The organism is Luteimonas sp. AC640a, from assembly GCF_979256585.1.
The window spans coordinates 537301-557851 of record NZ_CEEDOV010000007.1; the positions used below are offsets into that span (position 1 = coordinate 537301).

At 68.2% G+C, this 20551-nt stretch carries 15 protein-coding genes and 2 pseudogenes; all 17 read right to left on the bottom strand.

Going from position 1 to position 20551, the window contains the following annotated elements:
- Window positions 1-237: 237 nt before the first annotated feature.
- Window positions 238-1296 (bottom strand): protein-glutamate methylesterase/protein-glutamine glutaminase, encoded by a 1059-nt coding sequence (locus ACZ9YD_RS06695; protein ID WP_465074337.1) that lies wholly within the window; start codon window positions 1294-1296, stop codon window positions 238-240.
- Window positions 1293-1892 carry a chemoreceptor glutamine deamidase CheD gene (cheD, locus tag ACZ9YD_RS06700; RefSeq protein ID WP_465074338.1) on the bottom strand — a complete coding sequence of 200 codons (600 nt, stop codon included), beginning with the start codon at window positions 1890-1892 and terminating at the stop codon, window positions 1293-1295. The genes ACZ9YD_RS06695 and cheD overlap by 4 nt, the downstream gene beginning before the upstream one ends.
- The gene (locus tag ACZ9YD_RS06705) at window positions 1889-2761 is read right to left on the bottom strand and encodes a CheR family methyltransferase (RefSeq protein WP_465074339.1); all 873 of its coding nucleotides are present in this window, start codon (window positions 2759-2761) and stop codon (window positions 1889-1891) included. Before ACZ9YD_RS06705 ends, cheD begins: the two co-directional genes overlap by 4 nt.
- Before the next feature lie 99 nt (window positions 2762-2860).
- Window positions 2861-5641: a methyl-accepting chemotaxis protein gene (locus ACZ9YD_RS06710; protein ID WP_465074340.1), complete on the bottom strand. Its 2781-nt coding sequence runs from the start codon at window positions 5639-5641 to the stop codon at window positions 2861-2863.
- A 353-nt stretch (window positions 5642-5994) separates the two neighbouring features.
- Complete coding sequence (locus ACZ9YD_RS06715; RefSeq protein ID WP_465074341.1) at window positions 5995-8352, bottom strand: methyl-accepting chemotaxis protein; 2358 nt, start codon at window positions 8350-8352, stop codon at window positions 5995-5997.
- Window positions 8353-8418: 66 nt separating this feature from the next.
- On the bottom strand, window positions 8419-8802 hold the full coding sequence (locus ACZ9YD_RS06720; RefSeq protein WP_465074342.1) for a hypothetical protein: 384 nt from the start codon (window positions 8800-8802) through the stop codon (window positions 8419-8421).
- A 102-nt stretch (window positions 8803-8904) separates the two neighbouring features.
- Window positions 8905-9384, bottom strand: coding sequence for a chemotaxis protein CheW (locus ACZ9YD_RS06725; RefSeq protein ID WP_465074343.1), 480 nt, complete (start codon window positions 9382-9384; stop codon window positions 8905-8907).
- Window positions 9385-9471: 87 nt separating this feature from the next.
- A complete protein-coding gene (locus tag ACZ9YD_RS06730) occupies window positions 9472-10242 on the bottom strand; it encodes a flagellar brake protein (RefSeq protein ID WP_465074344.1) in 771 nt (256 codons plus the stop codon).
- A gap of 79 nt (window positions 10243-10321) precedes the next feature.
- Entirely contained in the window at window positions 10322-12481 is a 2160-nt protein-coding gene (locus tag ACZ9YD_RS06735) for a methyl-accepting chemotaxis protein (protein ID WP_465074346.1), read from the bottom strand.
- Between the two features lie 277 nt (window positions 12482-12758).
- Window positions 12759-14921, bottom strand: coding sequence for a methyl-accepting chemotaxis protein (locus tag ACZ9YD_RS06740; protein ID WP_465074347.1), 2163 nt, complete (start codon window positions 14919-14921; stop codon window positions 12759-12761).
- Between the two features lie 293 nt (window positions 14922-15214).
- Window positions 15215-16423, bottom strand: a pseudogene (locus tag ACZ9YD_RS06745) (chemotaxis protein CheA); the annotation flags it as partial.
- 65 nt (window positions 16424-16488) lie between these two features.
- Window positions 16489-17191 (bottom strand): annotated as a pseudogene (locus ACZ9YD_RS06750) (Hpt domain-containing protein); the annotation flags it as partial.
- 43 nt (window positions 17192-17234) lie between these two features.
- Complete coding sequence (locus tag ACZ9YD_RS06755; protein ID WP_465074348.1) at window positions 17235-17600, bottom strand: response regulator; 366 nt, start codon at window positions 17598-17600, stop codon at window positions 17235-17237.
- Window positions 17597-17923 (bottom strand): STAS domain-containing protein, encoded by a 327-nt coding sequence (locus ACZ9YD_RS06760; RefSeq protein WP_465074350.1) that lies wholly within the window; start codon window positions 17921-17923, stop codon window positions 17597-17599. Before ACZ9YD_RS06760 ends, ACZ9YD_RS06755 begins: the two co-directional genes overlap by 4 nt.
- Window positions 17924-18002: 79 nt before the next feature.
- Complete coding sequence (locus ACZ9YD_RS06765; protein ID WP_465074351.1) at window positions 18003-18794, bottom strand: chemotaxis protein CheW; 792 nt, start codon at window positions 18792-18794, stop codon at window positions 18003-18005.
- Complete coding sequence (locus ACZ9YD_RS06770; RefSeq protein ID WP_465074352.1) at window positions 18791-19570, bottom strand: ParA family protein; 780 nt, start codon at window positions 19568-19570, stop codon at window positions 18791-18793. The genes ACZ9YD_RS06765 and ACZ9YD_RS06770 overlap by 4 nt, the downstream gene beginning before the upstream one ends.
- A complete protein-coding gene (gene motD / locus ACZ9YD_RS06775) occupies window positions 19570-20547 on the bottom strand; it encodes a flagellar motor protein MotD (protein WP_465074353.1) in 978 nt (325 codons plus the stop codon). The genes ACZ9YD_RS06770 and motD overlap by 1 nt, the downstream gene beginning before the upstream one ends.
- Window positions 20548-20551 lie beyond the last annotated feature (4 nt).

Consider the following 20551-nt stretch of genomic DNA (forward strand, 5'->3'; position numbering starts at 1 on the left):
GGCAGCGGTTCGCGGTCACAAAAAAACCCGGCCTTGCGCCGGGTTTTTTCTTGACGCCGTCGGGCCTATGTGCGCGCGGCTGTCGCATCCGGTCCTTGTCCCTCGAGGAGAGGAGGCCCCCCGAAGCGCATGCCACGCCGAGGCGCGGGATGGGATGCGAGTGCACGCCCGCCGCGAGTGCGTCACGCGGGTCGGACGGCAGCGGGGGTCAATGGGATCAACGCGCCGGCTGGCGCATCACGCGCGCGTCAACGCAATCAGGCGTTCGGCGATCTCATCCAGCGGCAGTTGCTCCTGCGCTGCGCCCAGGCGGACTGCGGCGCCGGGCATGCCCCAGACCACGCTGGTGGCCTCGTCCTGCACGAGGGTGGCTGCGCCGGCCTGGTGCAGTTCGAGCAGGCCGCGTGCACCGTCGTCGCCCATGCCGGTCAGGATGGCAGCGACCGCATTGCTGCCGGCAGCCTGCGCCACCGAGTGGAACAGCACGTCGACCGCGGGGCGGTGGCGGTTGACCGGCGGGCCTGCGTCCAGGCGGCAGCGCCAGCGCGCACCGTCGCGCGTCACACGCAGGTGGTGGTCGCCGGGCGGCAGATACGCATGGCCTGGCAGGATCATCTCGCCGTCGCGCGCCTCGCGCACCAGCATCGCCGAGTGCTTGTCCAGGCGCTCGACGAAGGGCCGGCTGAAGCTCGCGGGGATGTGCTGGGTCAGCACGATCGCCGGCGCGTCCGCGGGCATGCGTTCCAGCACGCAACGGATGGCTTCGGTGCCGCCGGCCGATGCGCCAATCGCGATCAGACGATCGGTGGTGCGGAAGCGGTTGGCGACCGCGGGTGCGGCGGCCGCGCTTGCGAGGCGAACGACCGGCGTTGCGGCAGCCGCCAGCGGCCGCACGCGTGCACGTGCGGCCGCCTTGACCTTGGTGGTGATCTCGTCGGCATATTCGCCCAGGCCCTGAGTGAGGCCCATCTTGGGCTTGGTCACGAAGTCGACTGCGCCCAGCGCCAGCGCCTGCAGCGTGATGTCGGCGCCGCGCTCGGTCAGCGATGACACCATCACCACCGGCATCGGGCGCAGGCGCATCAGGTTTTCGAGGAACGCCAGGCCGTCCATGCGTGGCATCTCGACATCGAGTGTCAGCACGTCGGGATTGAGCCGCTTGATCTTCTCGCGGGCGATCAAAGGATCGGCGGCGGTGCCGACGACTTCGATCCCGGGATCGCGCGCCAACAGCTCGCTCAGCAACTGGCGGACGACGGCCGAGTCGTCCACCACCAGCACCTTGCAGCGCGTCACTCGAACAGTTCCACGCCGCCGCTGACGGGCGTTGTCGACAGACGCGCGCGCACTGCGGATTCGGCGGCCAGCACTTCGGCGTCGTGCGCGTGCGGCAGCCGATTGACCATCACACGTCCGGTCTGCGGGAAGAACCAGACCTTGCGCGGATGGATGCCGCGCATGTCCTCGGCGACGACGGGAATCTGCTCCGCGGCGAGATAGGCCAGCACGAAGTCCGCGTTGCGGGTGCCCACGGGGTTGGTGGTGAAGCCCTTGAGCACGTTGGCGCCGCCGAACACCTTGGCTTCCAGGCGGCGGCGGTTGGCGCCGCGCTTGAGCAGTTCGTTGATCAGCAGTTCCATCGCGTAGCTGCCGTAGCGTGCGGGTGCGCCGTCGCCGACATTGCCTTCGGGCAGCATGAAGTGGTTCATGCCGCCCAACTGCAGCAGCGGGTCGCGCACGCAGGCCGCGACGCAGGAACCCAGCACCGTGACCAGCGCGGTGCCGTCGTCGACGACCAGGTACTGGGTCGGCATCAATTTGGCCGCCGGCACCTTGAAGTGCGGGTCGCGATAGCGCAGGACGTCGTCCTCACGCACGGCAGTGCGGGTCATCGCACGTCCGTCCCGAAATTGCGCCGGTACAGCGTGCGACCACAGGGCTGGATCAGATCCGCGGCGTGCAAGTAATTTTCCGAGTGCCCCGTGTACAGCAGGCTGCTCGCATCCATGTGGGTGACCAGGCGCGAGAGGATGCCGCGCTGGGTGGGCTTGTCGAAATAGATCATCACGTTGCGGCAGAACAGTGCCGCGAACGGACCGCCGATGTCGTAGCGGGGGCTGAGCAGGTTCAGCGGACGGAAGTCGATCAGCGCCTGCAGTTGTGGATGCACCCGGCACTGGCCTTCGTTGGGCCCGGTGCCTCGCTTGAAGAACGCGCGACGACGCGCATCGTCCATGCCGGCCACGCGCTCGACCGGATACACGCCCCGCTGCGCGGTTGCCAGCACCTGGGTATCGATGTCGGTGGCCAGGATGCGCACCGGCGGGGTCATCGTGCCGAATGCCTCGCAGGCGGTGATCGCGATCGAATACGGCTCTTCGCCGGTCGAGGCCGCACACGACCACAACGTCAGCGGGTTGCGCGTGGTCGCGCCGGACGCGGCGAGCTGCTCGTGCAGATGCTCGAAGTGATGTGGCTCGCGGAAGAAGGCGGTGAGGTTGGTGGTCAGGGCATTGGTGAAGGCCTGCCACTCCTCGCCGTCGCTGTCCTGCTCCAGACGGTCGAGATAGACACCGAATCCGCTCAGGCCGAGCGCGCGCAGACGCCGCGACAGCCGGCCGTAGACCATGTCGCGCTTGCTGTTCACGAGGGCGATGCCGGCCCGGTCGTGGATCAGCTGGCAGACACGGCGGAAGTCGCGCTCCGAGAAATCGAAATCGCGTTTGCCGATCGGCGGGTGGGGCAGGTGGGTCGCAGCCATGGGCCGATTGGGCTCGAGCGGAGTGTCAGCAGATTTATCGACCCCGACGGGGGAAAGTTGACCGCCGGGGATGTCGAGGGCGCGCGTACAGGGCGACGATCAGAATTCGGCCCAGTCGGCTTCGGCGAGCGCCGGCGCGGGACGCGGCGAGGCTGGACGGGTTGCGCGTGTTGCGGGCGCGCGACGCGCGCTCGCCTGCGACACCGGCGCGGTGCGCCGCACGGGTGCGGCTTTCGGCGCGGGCGTCGCCAACTGCACCGCATCGACGCGGAACACCGAGACCGTCTGCGCCAGGCCCGCGGCCTGTTCTTCCATCGAGCGTGCAGCGGCGGAGGCTTCTTCCACCAGCGCGGCGTTCTGCTGGGTGGTTTCGTCCATCTGGGTGATGGTCTGGTTGACCTGGTCGATGCCCGAGGCCTGTTCCTGCGAGGCCGCGGAAATCTCCGCCATGATGTCGGTCACGCGCTGCACCGAGGCGACGATCTCGCCCATGGTCTTGCCGGCCTGGCCGGCCAGTGCGGCACCGTCGGAGACCTTGCCGGTCGAGTCGTCGATCAGCTGCTTGATCTCCTTCGCGGCGCCGGCACTGCGCTGGGCCAGCGTGCGGACCTCGGCGGCGACGACCGCGAACCCGCGGCCCTGTTCGCCGGCGCGCGCGGCTTCGACCGCAGCATTCAAGGCCAGGATATTGGTCTGGAAGGCGATGCCATCGATGACCGAGATGATGTCGCCGATCTTGCGCGAGGCGCGCTCGATGTCGGCCATCGTGGTGACGACCTGGCCGACCACTTCACCTCCCTGCGAGGCGACTGCGGCCGCGCCGATCGCCAGCTGGTTGGCCTGGCGTGCGTGATCCGCGTTCTGGCGCACGGTGGAGGTGAGTTCCTCCATCGATGCGGCGGTTTCTTCGAGGTTCGCGGCCTGCTGCTCGGTGCGGCGCGACAGGTCGTGGTTGCCGGCGGCAATTTCCGACGACGCGGTGCCGATGGCGCCCGAGGCGTCCTGGATGCGCGCGACGATGCCGGTCAGCTGCGCGACGGTGGCATTGGCGTTGTCGCGCATGGTCGCGAACACGCCCTGGTAATCGCCGTCCATGCGCACGGTGAGGTCGCCGTCGGCCAGTGCGGTGAGCACGGTCGAGACCTGGTCGAGGCTCGTCGCATTCGCGTCGAGCAAGCCGTTGAGCTGGGTCGCCAACTGCAGGATGAAGCCAAGCTTGTCTTCGGTACGGATGCGGCCCGACAGATCACCGGCGGCTGCCGCGGCGACGATGCGCGACACCTCGGCTTCAACCTCGACCTCGGACGTGCGATCGGCCCATTCGACGACGAAGCCTTCCTGGCGACCCTCCGCATCGAGGACCGGATTGATGATCAACAGCATCGTGCGGCCACCCACCTTGATCTGTGCACGGTGGGTATCGCGCAGGCGCGCCAGCATCGTGGCCTGGTGTTCGGGCGCCTTGTGGAAGCCGTCGATGCTGTTGCCGACCAGCGTCGCGGCATCGAAAGCCGGCAGGTCGCGACGCAGGTCGTCCTGGGCCTCGGCCAGCATCTGCTGCAACGGGCGGTTGACATAAAGGATGTCGCGCGCCGTGTCGGCGATCATCACATTCGCAGTCACGCTGTCGAGCGCAGTGCGGATGCGCAGGTTTTCGCGGGCACTGATCTGGTCGTGTTCGGCGCGCTGGCGCAGGCCGTCCTGCATGCGCGCCAGCGCCTGCAGCAACTGTGCGGTCTCGTCCTGGCCGGTGGACGTGATGTTCGTATCGAGGTCGCCACCGGCCACGCGGTCGGCGATTGCGATCGCGCGCGCGAGTGGACGCGACACCAGGCGACGGCTGACGACGACGATTGCGATCACCAGCACCACGAGCGCGAGCAGCGACACGCCTGCGATCGTCCAGCGCATCGCGGCGAGTGCCGCTTCCGCGTGCTGGCGCGGTTTCACCGCAAGCAGCGTCCAGTTCCAGGGCGCGAACGCTGCCGCGTGCAGATCGGCAGCGCCCGGCGTGGTCGTGCCGTCGGCGGAGATCGCGATGCGGGCATCGACAGTGGTGCCGGCGAGCAGGGCGGTCAGGGCGTCGCGTCCGTCGGGCGCAGTCAGCTCGAGCGCATCGCCCTGCAGGCCGGCGGGATGCGATACCAGGGTGTCGGCATCGCGGCTGCGATCGACGACGACGAAGTAACCGTCACCGCCGATGCGGGTCTCGCGCAGACGCGTGGTCAGGGCAGCGAGGCCTTCGGTGTAGTCGAGGCCGATGAAGAGGCTGCCGATGACTTCACCCGTCGCATCACGCAGCGGGCGGTAATGGGTCATGTAGTCGCGGCCGAACAGCCGCGCGCGTCCGGTGTAGGACTCGCCGGCAAGCAGGCGCGCGTAGGCGTTGTGCGAGGCATCGAGCACGGTGCCGATCACACGCTCGCCGCTGTCGTTCTTCAGCGAGGTGGTCACGCGCACGAAGTCGTCCGCATCGCGTGCGAAGACGGTCGCCACTGCGCCGGTGTGATCGGTGAAACGGTCGACGACGTCGAAATCGAGATTGACCACGCGGTCGCCGAAGGACAGTTGCGGCGTCTCGCGCTCGGCCACCAGGATGGTGCGATCCGCATCCAGGACGGGCTCTTCGGCCGGCAGCACGGCGGCGAATGCGCTGCCGAGACGCTCGGTGTTGTCGGCAAGCGTGCGCTCGTACAGCGCGACGCTTTCGCGCATCGCATCGGCGGCGTCGGCCAGGGCCAGACCTGCTTCGCGCTCGTACGCGCTCGCCGAGTCGCGATAGACCACGATCGCGAGCAGCAGCAGGCAGAGGCCGGCAGCGGCGGCGGCGGCGATCGACAGTTTGGTGCCGATCGAGGCGCGGTGCAGGAAACGGGTCATGACGTTCACTCCGATCCAATGGGGATCGCATTCGGGATGTACTCCGTTATCGGCGAGTGAAATCCGAGCTTGAGCGTGTGTTGAAGAACGGCGACACCGGTTCAGGACGGCGCCCCGTCTGTCCGGTCCTGATGACGTGATGACCGGTCACCGGCGACCCGCCAGCGCGGCGCTTTAGGCGATTCTCCAACCCGGTGATGGTCCGCTTGGCCTGTTCGATGCCGGTACATGCGCCTGGGAGGCCGCTCAGATCTCGGCGTCGAGGTCGGTCAGGCGCTGACCGATGCTTCCCATGAAAAACGCCCCGGTCGATGACCGGGGCGTCGCGTCCTATCAGGCAGTCAGGCGCTGGATCAGAACTCCGCCCAGTCGGCTTCGGCGACCGCGGTCGCAGGCTTGGCTGGCGGACGTGCCGGCGTCGCCGGGCGACGGGCGGCGGGCGCCGTCTTCGCGGGCGCCTGGTGCGCAGCCAATATGGCCTGCACCGATGCCTGCGCGGCCTCGATCCGGAACACCGAGACCGTCTGCGCCAGGCCCGCGGCCTGTTCTTCCATCGAGCGTGCAGCGGCGGAGGCTTCTTCCACCAGCGCGGCGTTCTGCTGGGTGGTTTCGTCCATCTGGGTGATGGTCTGGTTGACCTGGTCGATGCCCGAGGCCTGTTCCTGCGAGGCCGCGGAAATCTCCGCCATGATGTCGGTCACGCGCTGCACCGAGGCGACGATCTCGCCCATGGTCTTGCCGGCCTGGCCGGCCAGTGCGGCACCGTCGGAGACCTTGCCGGTCGAGTCGTCGATCAGCTGCTTGATCTCCTTCGCGGCGCCGGCACTGCGCTGGGCCAGCGTGCGGACCTCGGCGGCGACGACCGCGAACCCGCGGCCCTGTTCGCCGGCGCGCGCGGCTTCGACCGCAGCATTCAAGGCCAGGATATTGGTCTGGAAGGCGATGCCGTCGATGACCGAGATGATGTCGCCGATCTTGCGCGAGGCGCGCTCGATGTCGGCCATCGTGGTGACGACCTGGCCGACCACTTCACCTCCCTGCGAGGCGACTGCGGCCGCGCCGATCGCCAGCTGGTTGGCCTGGCGTGCGTGATCCGCGTTCTGGCGCACGGTGGAGGTGAGTTCCTCCATCGATGCGGCGGTTTCTTCGAGGTTCGCGGCCTGCTGCTCGGTGCGGCGCGACAGGTCGTGGTTGCCGGCGGCAATTTCCGACGACGCGGTGCCGATGGCGCCCGAGGCGTCCTGGATACGCGCGACGATGCCGGTCAGCTGCGCGACGGTGGCATTGGCGTTGTCGCGCATGGTCGCGAACACGCCCTGGTAATCGCCGTCCATGCGCACGGTGAGGTCGCCGTCGGCCAGTGCGGTGAGCACGGTCGAGACCTGGTCGAGGCTCGTCGCATTCGCGTCGAGCAAGCCGTTGAGCTGGGTGGCCAACTGCAGATAGAAGCCCTGTTTGCCGTCGAGGCCGATGCGATGCGAGAGGTCGCCCGCGGCGGCGGCCTGGATCACCCGCGCCAGTTCCACTTCGACGTGGACCTGCTGCGTGCGGTCGCGCCATTCGATGACATAGCCGAGCAGCGTGCCGTCGGCATCGTCAACGCGTGCGACGGTCTGGCCGAAGTGCGCACTGCCCATCGTCAGTTCGTCGCTGTGCGCGCCCTGCAACTGGTCGAGCACGCCGGCCATGCGGTCCGGATCCGGCTGGTAGGCATCGATACTGGAGCCGATCAGACCGGCAATGTCGAAGTCGGGCAGTGTTTCGTGGATCTGCGTGTCGTACTGCTGCAGCAGCTCTGTCACTGCGCCGTTGGCGTAGATGATCGTGCGCGACGGGTCGGCGATCATCACGCTGGTGCCGGAGCTGTCGAGCGCGGTGCGGATGCGCAGGTTCTCGCCGGCGATGGCCTGGTCGCGTTCGATGCGCTCGCGCAGGTCGCGCTGCATGCGCTGCATCGACTTGAGCAGGTCGCCGATTTCGTCCGCGCGACTGGTGTCGATCTGGCTGTCGAGCTTGCCGTTGGCGACGTCCTGGGCCACGTCTGCCGCCTTGCGCACCGAGCCGGTCAGGTTGCGCGCCATCAGCCAGGCCACCACCAGTCCACCGCCGATACCGGCCAGCAACAGGATGGCCAGCATCAGCGTCGATGCAGAGTAGGCGCTCTCGGCTTGCACGTTGGATTCGGCGGCAATGCGGTTCGCTTCGTCCGCCAGCGCCGCCAGCGCAGCGCTCGTCGCGTTGTGCAGATCGCTGGTCTCGCCGATGAAGGTATCGGTGGCATCGTCGGGCAGGTCGAGGTCCAGCATCTCGTTGACCGCGGCGTAGGACGCCCGTGCCTTGTCCCAGGCGGCGACGAGTTCCTCGAGCCGGCTCTTCTCTTCAGGGGTGTGGGCGAACTGGACGTAGTCGTCGAAATTCTTCGTGAGCTGCGCGTCGATGGCGCTCGCACGCTCGCGCGCCTGCTGCTTGGATGCTTCACTGGCGCGCACGAGGCCTCGATAGGACGACGTGCGGAACTCGCCGAGCAGGGCGCGTGTCTCGCCGACCAGGGTCACGCTGGGCAGCACATCGGTCGCGAGTTCGCCGGTGACCCGATCCATCGAGCGCAGCCCCATGTAGGCGCCGATGCCCTGGATGAGCATGATGAGCAGGACGACGCCGAAGGCCAGCATCAGCTTGGGGGCGAGCTTGAGATTCGAGAACCACTGCATGGGGCTACTTCCCTTGGACAGGATGGAAAACGGCCCGGTCACGCTGGGCGGGACCGGGCCGGCACATCACTTGATCGTGGCGAGCTTGACGTCGTTGGGCGAGCGGACCGCGATTTCGGCGCGGCTGGCGTCGCGGGAGATCGTGCCCACTATGCAGACGTCGCGGCCTTCGAGTTCTTCCGGCGAGGGACGGAACTTGTCACGCTGGTCCTGCGGGATGCGCGCCGAGAACGTGTGACGCGGGAACGCGCCGCCCATGTGCAGAAAGGTCGGCGAGCCTTCGGAATTTTCGGCATACCGGGTCTTTTCGACCTTGCCGCAGACCATGCCGTTCTGGCCGACAAAGCGGCTGGCCTGGTCGGGACGGATGGCGTCCTGTGCGAGTGCGGCGGACGCGCAGCCGCTCAGCAGCAGTGCGGCCAGCAGGCGGGTCGTGGTCTTCGGGGGCATTGCGATCTACTCCATTGAGGGGTCATCGGGCACTGATTTCATGCGCCCGTCGACCCACTAGCGGCAACGCGCGGCCGAACTTTAGGCCGCGCGCGGACAATCTCAGGCGGCGACTTCGAGCAGTGGCGCGTCGACGAGATCGGCGCTGTCGAGCAGCGTCTCGATATCGAGCAGGATCAGCATGTTGTCGTCGACGGTGCCGATGCCCGCGATGAAGCGGGTATCCACCGCAGCGCCGAACTCGGGCGTTGCGCGGACCTGGTCTTCGGCGAGCGGCACCACATCCGATACGCCGTCGACGACGATGCCGACGACGCGGGCCTCGACGTTGAGCACGATCATCACGGTGAAGTCGTCGTAACGGGCTTCGGCCAGGCGCAGCTTCAGGCGCAGATCGATCACGGGCACGATGGTGCCGCGCAAGTTGATCACGCCCTTGATGTAGTCGGGCGCATCCGGCAGACGGGTCACCGCGTCGTAGCCGCGGATCTCCTGGACCTTGAGGATGTCGACGCCATAGTGCTCGTCGCCGAGGGTAAAGGTCAGATACTCGCCGGCGGCGCTCGGGGTGGAACTGGTCATGCGGTGCGCTCCTGCTGCAAAGCCGCGGATCGCGCGGCGAAGGGTGACGTGCAAGAGATCGGCCGTTCCCACCGGAACTTGAGGGTGTCAGCCGCCAAGACGCTGGCGTGCATTGCGCTGACGTTCGACCTGAAAGATGTACTGCAGGATCCGCTGCTCGCACGCGGTCGACAGGCCGACGAATCGGCAGCCTGCACGCCAGTGCGGCACGCCGCGCACGTCGTAGCGCGCGAGATGCGCGACCTCCAGCGTCACCGGCACCGGTTCGGCATCGGCCAGACGCAGCAGGCTGGGTGGCAGGCGGGTATGCACGGTGAACCGGCTCTCCTGGCCATCGGGCACCGAGATCGCCATGCCGCCGCCGCTGATGTCGAGCGCGCGCAGGCCGTCCAGCGTGGCATCCGGCGCGGCGTTGGCGCTGCCGACATGCACCGTCACCGGCGCCGCCGGTGAGACCTGCAGGCGGTACATCTCGCGCCGTTGCAGGCGCAGCAGCGAGTCCGGCCACTGCACGGAGAACGCGGGATAGCCCTCCCAGGTGATGCGCGTGGGCGTGGGCAGGCGGAAGCGGATGGGCACCAGATCCATCTGGGTGCTGCAGACCAGGCGGCTGGCGGCCGCCATGCGCCGGTTGGTGGCCTCCTGCCGGTTGCCGTCCAGCACCAGGGTGCCGTCGTCGAGCACGGCCAGCAGCGCGGTCGGGCAGCTGTGGCCACCGGGGACGAGGCTCGCAGTGATCATCGCCCGGGCGTCGACCAGCGCGCGCAGCACCTGCGCGATCTCGCGCGGCTCACGCAGCGCGTAGGGCGAATGCGCGTCATCGTCCAGTGTCTGCAGAGGTTCGTCGATGGCAGCCATCGTCCAGCGGAAAGTCGTCGGGTCCTGGTGATTAGCGGCTGCACGCTCTGGAAATGAAGCCGCGTTGCACTGTCGCCCGTCAGACGGCTTCCAAGGTTGGCGCGTGCGTCGCCTCGGCGATCGTCTGCAGCCACGCGGTGGTGGTGTCCACGCGGAACACCGAGACCGTCTGTGCCAGGACGGTGGCCTGTTCCTCCATCGCGCGTGCGGCGGCCGAGGCCTCTTCCACGAGTGCAGCGTTCTGCTGGGTGGTTTCGTCCATCTGGCTGACCGTGTGATGGACCTGTTCAATGCCGGACGCCTGCTCCTTCGAGGCGCTCGAGATCTCGGCCATGATGTCAGTCACCCGTTGCACCGAGGCGACCAGCTCGCCCATCGTCTCGCCCGCCTGGGCGGCCAGCGCGGCGCCGTCGGCGACCTTGCCGGTGGAGTCGTCGATCAACTGCTTGATCTCCCTGGCCGCTGTCGCGCTGCGCTGGGCCAGGCTGCGCACTTCCGAGGCGACGACCGCGAAGCCGCGGCCTTGTTCGCCGGCGCGCGCGGCTTCGACCGCGGCGTTCAATGCGAGGATATTGGTCTGGAACGCGATGCCGTCGATGACCGAAATGATGTCGCCGATGCGGCGCGAGGATCGTTCGATATCCGACATGGTGGTCACCACCCGGCCGACCACATCACCGCCCTGGGCCGCGACCGATGCGGCGCCGATGGCAAGCTGATTGGCCTGGTGCGCATGCTCGGCGTTCTGACGGACGGTGGCAGTCAGCTCCTCCATCGCAGCCGCGGTTTCCTCGAGATTCGCCGCCTGCTGTTCGGTGCGGCGAGAGAGATCATGGTTGCCGGCAGCGATCTCCGATGAGGCGTCGCCGATCGAAGCGGATGCGGCCTGGATCCGGGTGACGATGGCAGTGAGTTGGGCCACGGTCGCGTTCGCATCGTCACGCATCGTGGCGAATACGCCCTGGAACTCGCCGTCCATGCGCGCGGTGAGGTCGCCGCGGGCGATCGCACGCAGCAGCGACGACAGGTCGGCGAGATTGCTGTCAGTGGTGTGCATGAGCCGGTTCAGGCCGCCGACCATGTCGTGGAAGTCGTACTGGAAGCGGTCGGCATCGCCGCGCACGGCGAAGTCGCCTTCGGCCGCCGCCGCGACCAGGCGCCGGATCTCGCCGTTGATCGCGGTGAGATTGGCCTTCGCGGTGTCCATGGTGTCGGTGAGTACCGCTTTCTCGCCGGGCAACCGGTCCATGTCCTGCGACAGATCGCCGATCGCATAGCGCTGCACCACCTCGACCAGCCGCATCTTCACCGCGATATGCGCGGCGACCAGATCGTTGGTACCCGCGACCATCACGCCGTAGTCGCCCGGGAACGCCGCGGCATCCATGCGGTGGCTGATGGTGCCGGCCTCGTGCTGGCGGGCCATTTCGCGCTGTGCGCCGATCACCGCACGCAGTTGCGTCTGCATGCCTTGCATCGCGGTCAGGACGTCGCCGACTTCGTCGCGACGACCGGCTTCGATGTCCGCATCCAGCTCGCCGCGGCTGATGCGGTTCGACGCTGCCAGCGCCGCGTGCAATGGACCGGTAATCCCGCGCGTCAGCAGCCAGGCGATGGTGCCGCCGGCGACGAGCGCCACGCCGGTCAAGGCCAGCATCAGCAGTGCGAACCCGTCGGCCGTCGCGACCGCGGCGGCGGCTTCCTGCTGGTTCTTGCCTTCCTGCAGATCGATGAAGGCGTTGATGCGCGCCAGCCAGGTGACGAACGCGGGCGCGGCGTCGGCGATCAGCAACTGCTGCGCGCCAGCGGCGTCACCGACCGCGCGCAGGCCCCGCACCCGGGCGATCAGCGGCAAAGCCTCCGCCTCGATCGTCCGGATGTCGTCGAGCAGCACGCGTTCCTGCTGGTCGGTCGAGCTCGCGACGAGCGCATCGAGCGGCGCGGCGGCGTCGGCATAGAAGCCGGCCAGCGTGTCGATCTGCGCTTCGGCGGCGACGACCGCCTCCGGGCCGTCGGCCAGCACCACGTCGCGCAAGGCGATCGCACGATCGTGCACGCTGCCGCGGAAATTGATCGCGTGACGCTGCTTGACGCTGTTGACGTCGTTGATCGTGTGCAGGCCGTCACTGATGCGGTCGACCCGCTGGATGCCGACGGCCGTCAGCACGACCATCAACAGGATGACGCAGGAGAATCCGACCGCGAGCCGCTGGCCGATCCGGAGGTTGGCGAAGTGCATGGGGAACATCCATCGTGAGCACCCGATGCGTGCAGCCGCGCTGCTGACCGTCGGGCATACCGGTCGGATCTCATAACGGCGCGGTGAGCGCGCTCTGAATGAGATGCCGGTAGAACGCACAATGTGATTCATGTCGCGGAAGGCAACGTGCTGACGGCGTGAATCGTGCGCGCTGCGTGGCTGATCCGGCTTCCTGCCGATTGATTCCCCTGGAGTTGTGTCGCTTCGTCAGAACACGTGCTGGCGACGCGGGCACATCACGCCCGCGTGGCCCGGCTCAGGCGGCGGCCAGCATCGGCGGTGCGCTCCGGTCCGACGATGCGACGGTTTCGAGTTGCACCGTCGTCGTGTCGATGCGGAACACCGAGACCGTTTCGGTCAGGCCGGCCGCCTGTTCTTCCATGGCGCGCGCAGCAGCCGAGGCTTCCTCGACCAGCGCGGCGTTCTGCTGCGTGGTCTCGTCCATCTGGGTGATGGTCTGGTTGACCTGTTCGATACCCGCGGCCTGTTCCTGCGACGCCGCGGCGATCTCGGCCATGATGTCGGTCACGCGCTGCACCGACGACACGATCTCGCCCATGGTCCTGCCGGCCTGGCCCGCCAGCGCGGCGCCCGCGGACACCCTGCCGGTGGAGTCATCGATCAGCTGCTTGATCTCCTTGGCCGCCTGCGCGCTGCGTTGGGCGAGGGTGCGGACCTCCGAGGCGACGACCGCAAAACCGCGACCCTGCTCGCCGGCGCGCGCCGCCTCGACCGCCGCGTTGAGCGCGAGGATGTTGGTCTGGAACGCGATGCCGTCGATGACCGAGATGATGTCGCCGATCTTGCGCGAGGACTTCTCGATGTCGGCCATCGTGGTGACGACCTGGCCCACGACATCGCCGCCCTGCGAGGCAACCGATGCGGCACCGATGGCGAGCTGGTTCGCCTCGCGGGCGTGGTCGGCGTTCTGCCGCACGGTGGAGGTGAGCTCCTCCATCGACGCGGCGGTTTCCTCGAGGTTGGCCGCCTGCTGTTCTGTGCGGCGCGACAGATCGTCGTTGCCGGCGGCGATCTCGGACGACGCGGTCCCGATTGCATCCGACGCGCCCTGGATGCGCGCGACGATGCCGGTCAGCTGTGAGACGGTCGCGTTGGCGTCGTCCCGCATCGCGGCGAACACGCCGTGGAACTCGCCATCCATGCGCACGGTCAGGTCGCCGCGTGCGATGCCCTGCAGCAGCGCGGACGCGGCCGCGAGGTTGGCATCGGTGGTGCCCATCAGGCCGTTGAGGCCTTCGACCATCAGGCGGAAATCGTGCTGGAACGCGGCCTCGTCGCCGCGCACCGTGAAGTCGCCACCGGCCGCGGCGTCGACCAGATGGCGGATCTCGTGGTTGATCGCGAGCAGGTTGCGCTTGGTGGTGACCATGGCCTCGGTCAACCGGGCCTGTTCGCCGGGCAGGGCCGCCATGTCGACGGTGAGATCGCCGATCGCGTAGCGCTGCATGATGTCGACCATGCGCATCTCGATGTCGATGTGCGCGCCGACGAGCGTGTTGGTGTCGCGCACCATGCGGCCGTAGTCGCCGGGGAAGCGGCTGTCGTCCATGCGGTAACTGATCTCGCCGGCGTCGTGCCGGGCGGCCATGTCGCTCTGCGCGGTGATCACCGCCTGGACCTGTGTCTGCATCGCCTGCATCGCGCCCAGCAGCTGGCCGACCTCGTCCCGGCGCGTGGTGTCGATCGCGCCGCCGAGCTTGCCGGCGGAGACGTCGTTGGCGACGCGCACCGCATCGCGCACCGGCACGACGATGGCACGTGCGATGAACCAGCCCATCAGCCCGGCGAGCACGCTCAGGGCGACGATGCCGGCAAGGATCGCCTGGCTGCTGGTGCTGTAGAGCGCGTCGGTGACGGCGATCTCGCCGTGCAGCTTGGTCGTGGTCTGCTCGCCGAGCGCTTTCAGCGAGGCGAACAGGTCGCGCCGCATCGGGCGCGACTTGTCGTCGGACACGGTCTGCGCGGCGACCGGATCGCCGGCGGCGAGCGCCGCTGCGATTTCGTCGTGCGCGCCGAAGTAGGCGGCCAGTTTCGCGGTCACTTCGGCATACAACGTGCGTTCGTCGGCCGTCAGCGGCAGCGCTTCGTAGAGCGCCTGCTGCGCCTGCACGATGGCCTTGCTGTCGGCCATGCGCTTGTCGTAATCCAGGATCGCGTCCGGTTCGTCCAGCCGGGTCAGCTGCGCCATCTCGAACGTGCGGAACTCGCCGAGCTGCGCCCGCACTTCGCCCATGTACTGCATGGCGGGGACGTCGTGTCCGCTGACGTTCTGCAACTGGGTGTTGAGCGCGCGCAACTGCAGCAGGGCGAAGACGCCCAGCGCGATGGTCATCAGCGAGGTCAGGGTGAAGGCGACGGCGAGCTTCCGGCCGATGGCGAGATTCTGGAACCACTGCATGGGATATCTCCGGAAACGGGCGACGGCACAATCAATCCGCAGACAGGCGGATGCCCCGTGTCGCCAGTGCGGGATGCGCACGCGTGGTGGAGCGTGTGGCGGGTCTGCACCCCAGTAACGGCCGTGTGAAGACATCCTTGAGTCGCCGGGGAGCCCGGCAGGGCCGGCGAACGCGTAGCGTGACGTGACGTGTCGCGGAGGTGGTCTGCGGATGCGCGCGTGCGTCCACAACCGGACCCCGCTGGTGGCGGACCGGGCAATGACGGAGCGAACTGGCGGGACGGGACGTCCCGTTACGCGGCCTGCGGCACCCGCAACGAGCGCACCAGGCCGCCCACGTCGACAATCAATGCGACACGGCCATCCCCCAGGATCGTGGCGCCGGATACGCCATCCACACGGCGGTAGTTGTTCTCGAGATTCTTGACCACGACCTGTTGCTGCCCCAGCAGTTCATCGACCTCCAGCGCCAGCTTCTGTCCATCGCCTTCGACCACGACGACCAGCGCATCGTCACGGCGGGTGTGGCCGTAGCGGTAATAGCTGTTGAGCGAGACCAGCGGCAGATATTCGCCGCGCACCCGCAGCACGCGGCCGTCGCCGGCCACGCTGCGCACGTCCTCGGCCTGCGGCTGCAGGGCCTCGATCACGTGCGACAGCGGCAGGATCAGGGTTTCGTCGCCGACGGCGACGGTCATGCCGTCGAGGATCGCCAGGGTCAACGGCAGCCGGATGATGACGCGTGTGCCGCGGCCCAGCGCACTCTGCAGCTGCACTTCACCGCCCAGCGCCTGGATATTGCGCCGCACCACGTCCATGCCGACGCCGCGCCCTGACAGATCGGTCACCGCATCGGCGGTGGAGAAACCGGGCTGGAAGATCAGGTCCCAGACCTGCGCGTCGGTCGGCTTCTCGGGTACCGGGAGGCCCCGTTCCAGCGCCTTGGCGAGGATGCGTTCGCGGTCGAGACCGCGGCCGTCGTCGGCGACTTCGATGACGATGTGGCCGCCCTGGTGCGAGGCGGCGAGGGTGATCGTGCCGGTGCCGTCCTTGCCCGCAGCGACGCGCGTGTCCGGCAGCTCCAGACCGTGGTCGATCGAGTTGCGCACCAGGTGCACCAGCGGGTCCGCGATCTTCTCGATCAGGCCCTTGTCGAGCTCGGTGCCTTCGCCCAGCGTGCGCAGGCGGACCTGCTTGCCGAGACGCGCGGACAGATCGCGCACCAGGCGCGGGAAGCGGCGGAATACGGCTTCGACCGGCAGCATGCGCACGCCGATCACAGCTTCCTGCAGATCGCGGGTATTGCGCTCCAGCAGGTCCAGGCCTTCGAACAGGCGTTCGGCCAGCGCCGGATCCAGGTTGCTGCTGACCTGCTTGAGCATCGCCTGGGTGATGACCAGTTCGCCGACCAGATTGATCAGCCCGTCGATCTTGTCGGTGCTGACCCGGATCGAACTCTCCGCTGCGTCGGCGGTGCCACCGGACGCGGCCGGCGCGGCGGCCGTGACGCCGCCCTCGACGACAGTGTCGATGATCGCGTCGATGACCTCGACGGGCTCGGGCAGGATCGGCTGCACGTCGAGTTCGCAGTCGTCCTCGACCCAGGCGAAGGCTTCGTCGACGGCGGCGCGCGGCACGCTGCCCAGCAGACCCAGATCCCAGGCCAGATAGGCTTCCAGCGGATCGAGCTGGTCGAAGCCGGGCAGGCGCTCGGTACGCACGGCGACCTCGAGCGGACCGAGACGATCGAGCTCGCGGATGATGCGCAGCGGATCGTTGCCGCTCATGAACAACGACGGCGCCGGCGTGAAGCCGATGCGCCAGCCGGCCGGTTCGGCCTCGGCCGCCGCAGGCTTTACGGCAACCGGCGCCGGCGCCTCGCTGCCGGCCAGGACGGCGTTGAGCCGCGCCTGGACCGCCTGCGAGGCCTGCGGATCGGCGGGGTGGCCGGTTTCGGCTTCGCCGAGCAGGGCGCGCAGCACGTCGACCGAGGCGAGCATCGCGTCGATCGATGCGCCGGTGACCGCGCGCTTGCCGGCGCGCAGCTCGTCGAGCAGCGTTTCCAGCACGTGGGTCAGCGCGGCGACGGCGTCGAATCCGAACGTGGCCGCGCCGCCCTTGATGGAATGCGCCGCGCGAAAGATCGAGTTGATCAGCTCCGGATCGCGGTCGCCCTGTTCGAGCTGCAGCAGGCCGGCTTCCATCGCTTCCAGCCCCTCCCGGCTTTCTTCGAAGAAAGTGGCGTGAAAGCGCTGCATGTCCATGCTCATGGGAACTCGGCCTGCGATCTGGATGCGAAAGGACTGAAGGAGATCAGCCCAGAACTTTCTGGACGGTGGCGACCAGCTGATCCGGGTTGAACGGCTTGACCAGCCAGCCGGTCGCACCGGCGGCCTTGCCTTCCGCCTTCTTGTCGGCCGCCGACTCGGTGGTCAGCATCAGCATCGGGGTGAACTTGTAGTCCGGCAGGCCGCGCAAGGCACGGATCAGCGAGATGCCATCCATGTTCGGCATGTTGACGTCGGTCACCACGGCGTTGAAACGCTGGCCCTGGGCGCGGCCGAGCGCGACCTGCCCGTCTTCGGCCTCGTCGACATCGAACCCGGCCGAAGTCAGGGCGAAGGACACCATCTGGCGCATCGAGGCCGAATCGTCTACTACAAGAATGCGTGCGCTCATGCGGCGTTCTCCACTGTGCTTGCGTGTGTTGCGTTTGAAGGATCGGAAGTGTCGCCGTCGAGACCGAGTGCGGCGTTGAGACCGAGCAAGCGGGTGGCATCGCGCAGCGCGTCGCTGCAGCCGCGCAGCTCGGTACGGTGACCGGTGCCATCGCGGCTGGCGAAGAACGCGCACAGCACCTGCAGGCCGGCGGTGTGCACCCGCCGCACCTCGGTGCCGTCGAGCACCACTGCCTCGGCCTGCTCCAAATACGGCGCAAGCCGTTCCTTCAGGCCGGTACTGGTCTCGATGCCGAGGTCATCGCCTAGATGCACGGTGTCCATCGCGTCTTCCACAAAAGGGGGTTCGGACAGGAATAGCGGCAATTCCCGGCGGTTCTTTAGCGCGGCCGCGCGATCACGCTCAACGCGGCGGAAACAAAGGGATGGCCATCAGCCGGTTGGCGTCGAGCAACAGCATCATCGCCCCGGCCAGGCGAGCGATGCCGCGGATGCGGTGATCGCCGACCGGCGCCAGGCGCGAGGTGTGCGTGCCCTCGATCTGCGCATCGCCGATCAGCACCACGTCCTCGACCGATGACACGCGCAGCCCGAGCACGTCGCCGGCATCCTCGAGCACGATGATCCGCGTCGCCGCCGTTTCCTCCACCGCCACGTCGCCCAGCTGCAGGCCGAGGTCCACCACCGGCACCACCTGTCCGCGCAGGTTCATGACGCCGGCCAGGCAAGGCGCAGCGCCGCGTAGCGCCAGCAGCGGCGATGGCAGCACCACCTCTCGGATCTTCAGCAGTTCGATCGCATAGGCCTGCACGCCGCAGCGCAGGCGCAGCCAGCGGGCCGTGCGGTCCGCGGCGCGGCGGTGCTGCAGCGGTGCCGCCGCGGCCAGCCCGGGCGCGTTGGCGGCGTTGCGCGGCGGCGCTGCAAAGGCGATCTTGGGGGGCGAGGGCGTTTCCCGTGGCGGTGGTGCAACACGGGGCAGTGCCTGGGGCCGCACGACCGGTGCGGGCGCCAATGCGACCGGGGTCGCCTCGGGTGTTTCTGCAGCCAGCGCAAGAGGCGGCGCAACGATGGCAGGCGCCTCGGGCACGCGCGTCGGTGCCGGCGTCGCTGCACGTGCAGCGGGCGCCGGCACCTCTTCGGTCGCCGTCGACAGCAACATGCCGAGGTAGTCGTCGACGACCCCAGCCGGTGTCATGCCGCTTGCTCCAGGGCGTGATCCTCGGCCAGCACCCAATCCAGCGCACGGGCATACGCTGCCATGGCGCGGCCGGGCGGATCGCCGCTGAACACCTGGCAGGCCAGCGCATCGGCGTTGCTGAGTTGGGTGTCGACCGGCACGGCTTCGGCCCAGATGCGGCCCGCATATTCGCCCCGCAGCTGACTCAGGGTGTCGCGGCCGATCCGTGTGCGGCGGTCGTACATCGTCGGGATGATCGACACCGGCAACGGTCGCTGCCGCGAGCGCTCGACCATCTCGCCGGTCCGCACCATGCCGGCCAGTCCGTACAGTGCCAGCGGCTCGCACTGGGTCGGCACGATCAGGCGGTCCGCCGCCGCAAGCGCGTTGACCATCAGCAGGCCGAGCGTTGGCGGGCAGTCCAGCAGCACCGCGTCGTGACCGCCGGCATGCCGGGTGATCGCCTGCGACAGTGCGAGTCCCAGACCCGGCTGGGTCGCGCTGCGGCGTTCCAGCGTGGCGAGCGCGGTCTGCGCGCAAACGAAATCGAGGCCTTCGGTTGGCGAGGGCCGCAGCAAGGACGCCAGCGTCGGCGGCGGCGTGCTGAACAGGTCGATGACGCCCGGCGGCTGCGGCTCGCTGGGAATGCCGAACGCACGCGTCAACGATGCATGCGGGTCGAGATCGACCAGCAACACACGCAGGCCGCGCGCGACCATCGCGCGTCCAAGGGCGAGCGAGGTCGTGGTTTTACCAACGCCTCCCTTCTGGTTGGCGATCGCCCAGACGCGCATCAGCTGTCTCCTTGCGGGGGTGGGGTGGAAGCAGGGGAAGGGGGTGGGGTGACACCGGCCACGGCGGGTACCGGGGCTGCGGGATAATGCGACGCAGGTGGCTCCGCCATCGGTTGCCGCGGCCCCACCGGTGCGCCGGTATCGGGCGTGGCCAAGACCATCAGCACGACGCGGCGGTTGGCGTTGCGCCCGGCGTCGGTGTCGTTCCTCGCCTTGGGGCGATACTCGCCGTAGCCCACCATCACCAGACGTTCGGGCGCGAAACGTTCGCGCACGAACAGGTGCACCACGCTTGCTGCGCGCGCGGCCGAGAGTTCCCAGTTCGACGGGAACTGCGCGGTCGCGATCGGGCGATCATCCGTATAGCCCTCGATCCGGATCGGATTGGGCAGGTCGCGCAGCACCGCGGCCAGACGCCCCAGCAGCTCCTGTGCACCGAAATCCAGCCCGGCCGAGCCGCTCTGGAACAGGATGTCGCTGTTGATCTCGACCTCCAGCCAGAGGTCCGAGCGGCGCACCGTGATCAGGCGCGCGCGCACCATTTCCGACAGCGTGTCTTCGAGTTGCAATGCGATTCGTGCGAGCTGCTCGCGAGAGGCGGCGATCGATGCCGCATCGGCACCGCTGTCACCGATCCGGTCGGCGCGCATTTTGGATTCGAGCATCGGCTGCAGCGGCGAATCGAGCAGCGGTGCCCTGCTGGGCCCTTGATGCGCGCCACGCGGGGACGCCGTCGGACGGCCGACCATGGCTTCACTGCGCTGGTTGTCGCCGATCTGGATGGGCTCGATCGCGCGGGGCGGCGCATTGAACGCGCTCGCCAACGATGCCGCGACCGCACGGTACTTGCCTTCATTGAGCGAGGACACCGCGTACATCACCACGAAGAAGGCGAGCAGCAGGGTCACCAGGTCGCCGTAGGGAATGGCCCAGGCTTCGTGGTTGACGTGATCTTCGTGGGGTTTTTTACGTGCCATGCGC

What these genes read in the sequence shown, in the direction of transcription:
- cheD (WP_465074338.1), bottom strand. Translation starts at nt 1,892, where the DNA reads ATGACCCGCACTGCCGTGCGTGAGGACGACGTCCTGCGCTATCGCGAC.
- ACZ9YD_RS06705 (WP_465074339.1), bottom strand. Translation starts at nt 2,761, where the DNA reads ATGGCTGCGACCCACCTGCCCCACCCGCCGATCGGCAAACGCGATTTC.
- ACZ9YD_RS06710 (WP_465074340.1), bottom strand. Translation starts at nt 5,641, where the DNA reads ATGACCCGTTTCCTGCACCGCGCCTCGATCGGCACCAAACTGTCGATC.
- ACZ9YD_RS06715 (WP_465074341.1), bottom strand. Translation starts at nt 8,352, where the DNA reads ATGCAGTGGTTCTCGAATCTCAAGCTCGCCCCCAAGCTGATGCTGGCC.
- ACZ9YD_RS06720 (WP_465074342.1), bottom strand. Translation starts at nt 8,802, where the DNA reads ATGCCCCCGAAGACCACGACCCGCCTGCTGGCCGCACTGCTGCTGAGC.
- ACZ9YD_RS06725 (WP_465074343.1), bottom strand. Translation starts at nt 9,384, where the DNA reads ATGACCAGTTCCACCCCGAGCGCCGCCGGCGAGTATCTGACCTTTACC.
- ACZ9YD_RS06730 (WP_465074344.1), bottom strand. Translation starts at nt 10,242, where the DNA reads ATGGCTGCCATCGACGAACCTCTGCAGACACTGGACGATGACGCGCAT.
- ACZ9YD_RS06735 (WP_465074346.1), bottom strand. Translation starts at nt 12,481, where the DNA reads ATGCACTTCGCCAACCTCCGGATCGGCCAGCGGCTCGCGGTCGGATTC.
- ACZ9YD_RS06740 (WP_465074347.1), bottom strand. Translation starts at nt 14,921, where the DNA reads ATGCAGTGGTTCCAGAATCTCGCCATCGGCCGGAAGCTCGCCGTCGCC.
- ACZ9YD_RS06755 (WP_465074348.1), bottom strand. Translation starts at nt 17,600, where the DNA reads ATGAGCGCACGCATTCTTGTAGTAGACGATTCGGCCTCGATGCGCCAG.
- ACZ9YD_RS06760 (WP_465074350.1), bottom strand. Translation starts at nt 17,923, where the DNA reads ATGGACACCGTGCATCTAGGCGATGACCTCGGCATCGAGACCAGTACC.
- ACZ9YD_RS06765 (WP_465074351.1), bottom strand. Translation starts at nt 18,794, where the DNA reads ATGACACCGGCTGGGGTCGTCGACGACTACCTCGGCATGTTGCTGTCG.
- ACZ9YD_RS06770 (WP_465074352.1), bottom strand. Translation starts at nt 19,570, where the DNA reads ATGCGCGTCTGGGCGATCGCCAACCAGAAGGGAGGCGTTGGTAAAACC.
- motD (WP_465074353.1), bottom strand. Translation starts at nt 20,547, where the DNA reads ATGGCACGTAAAAAACCCCACGAAGATCACGTCAACCACGAAGCCTGG.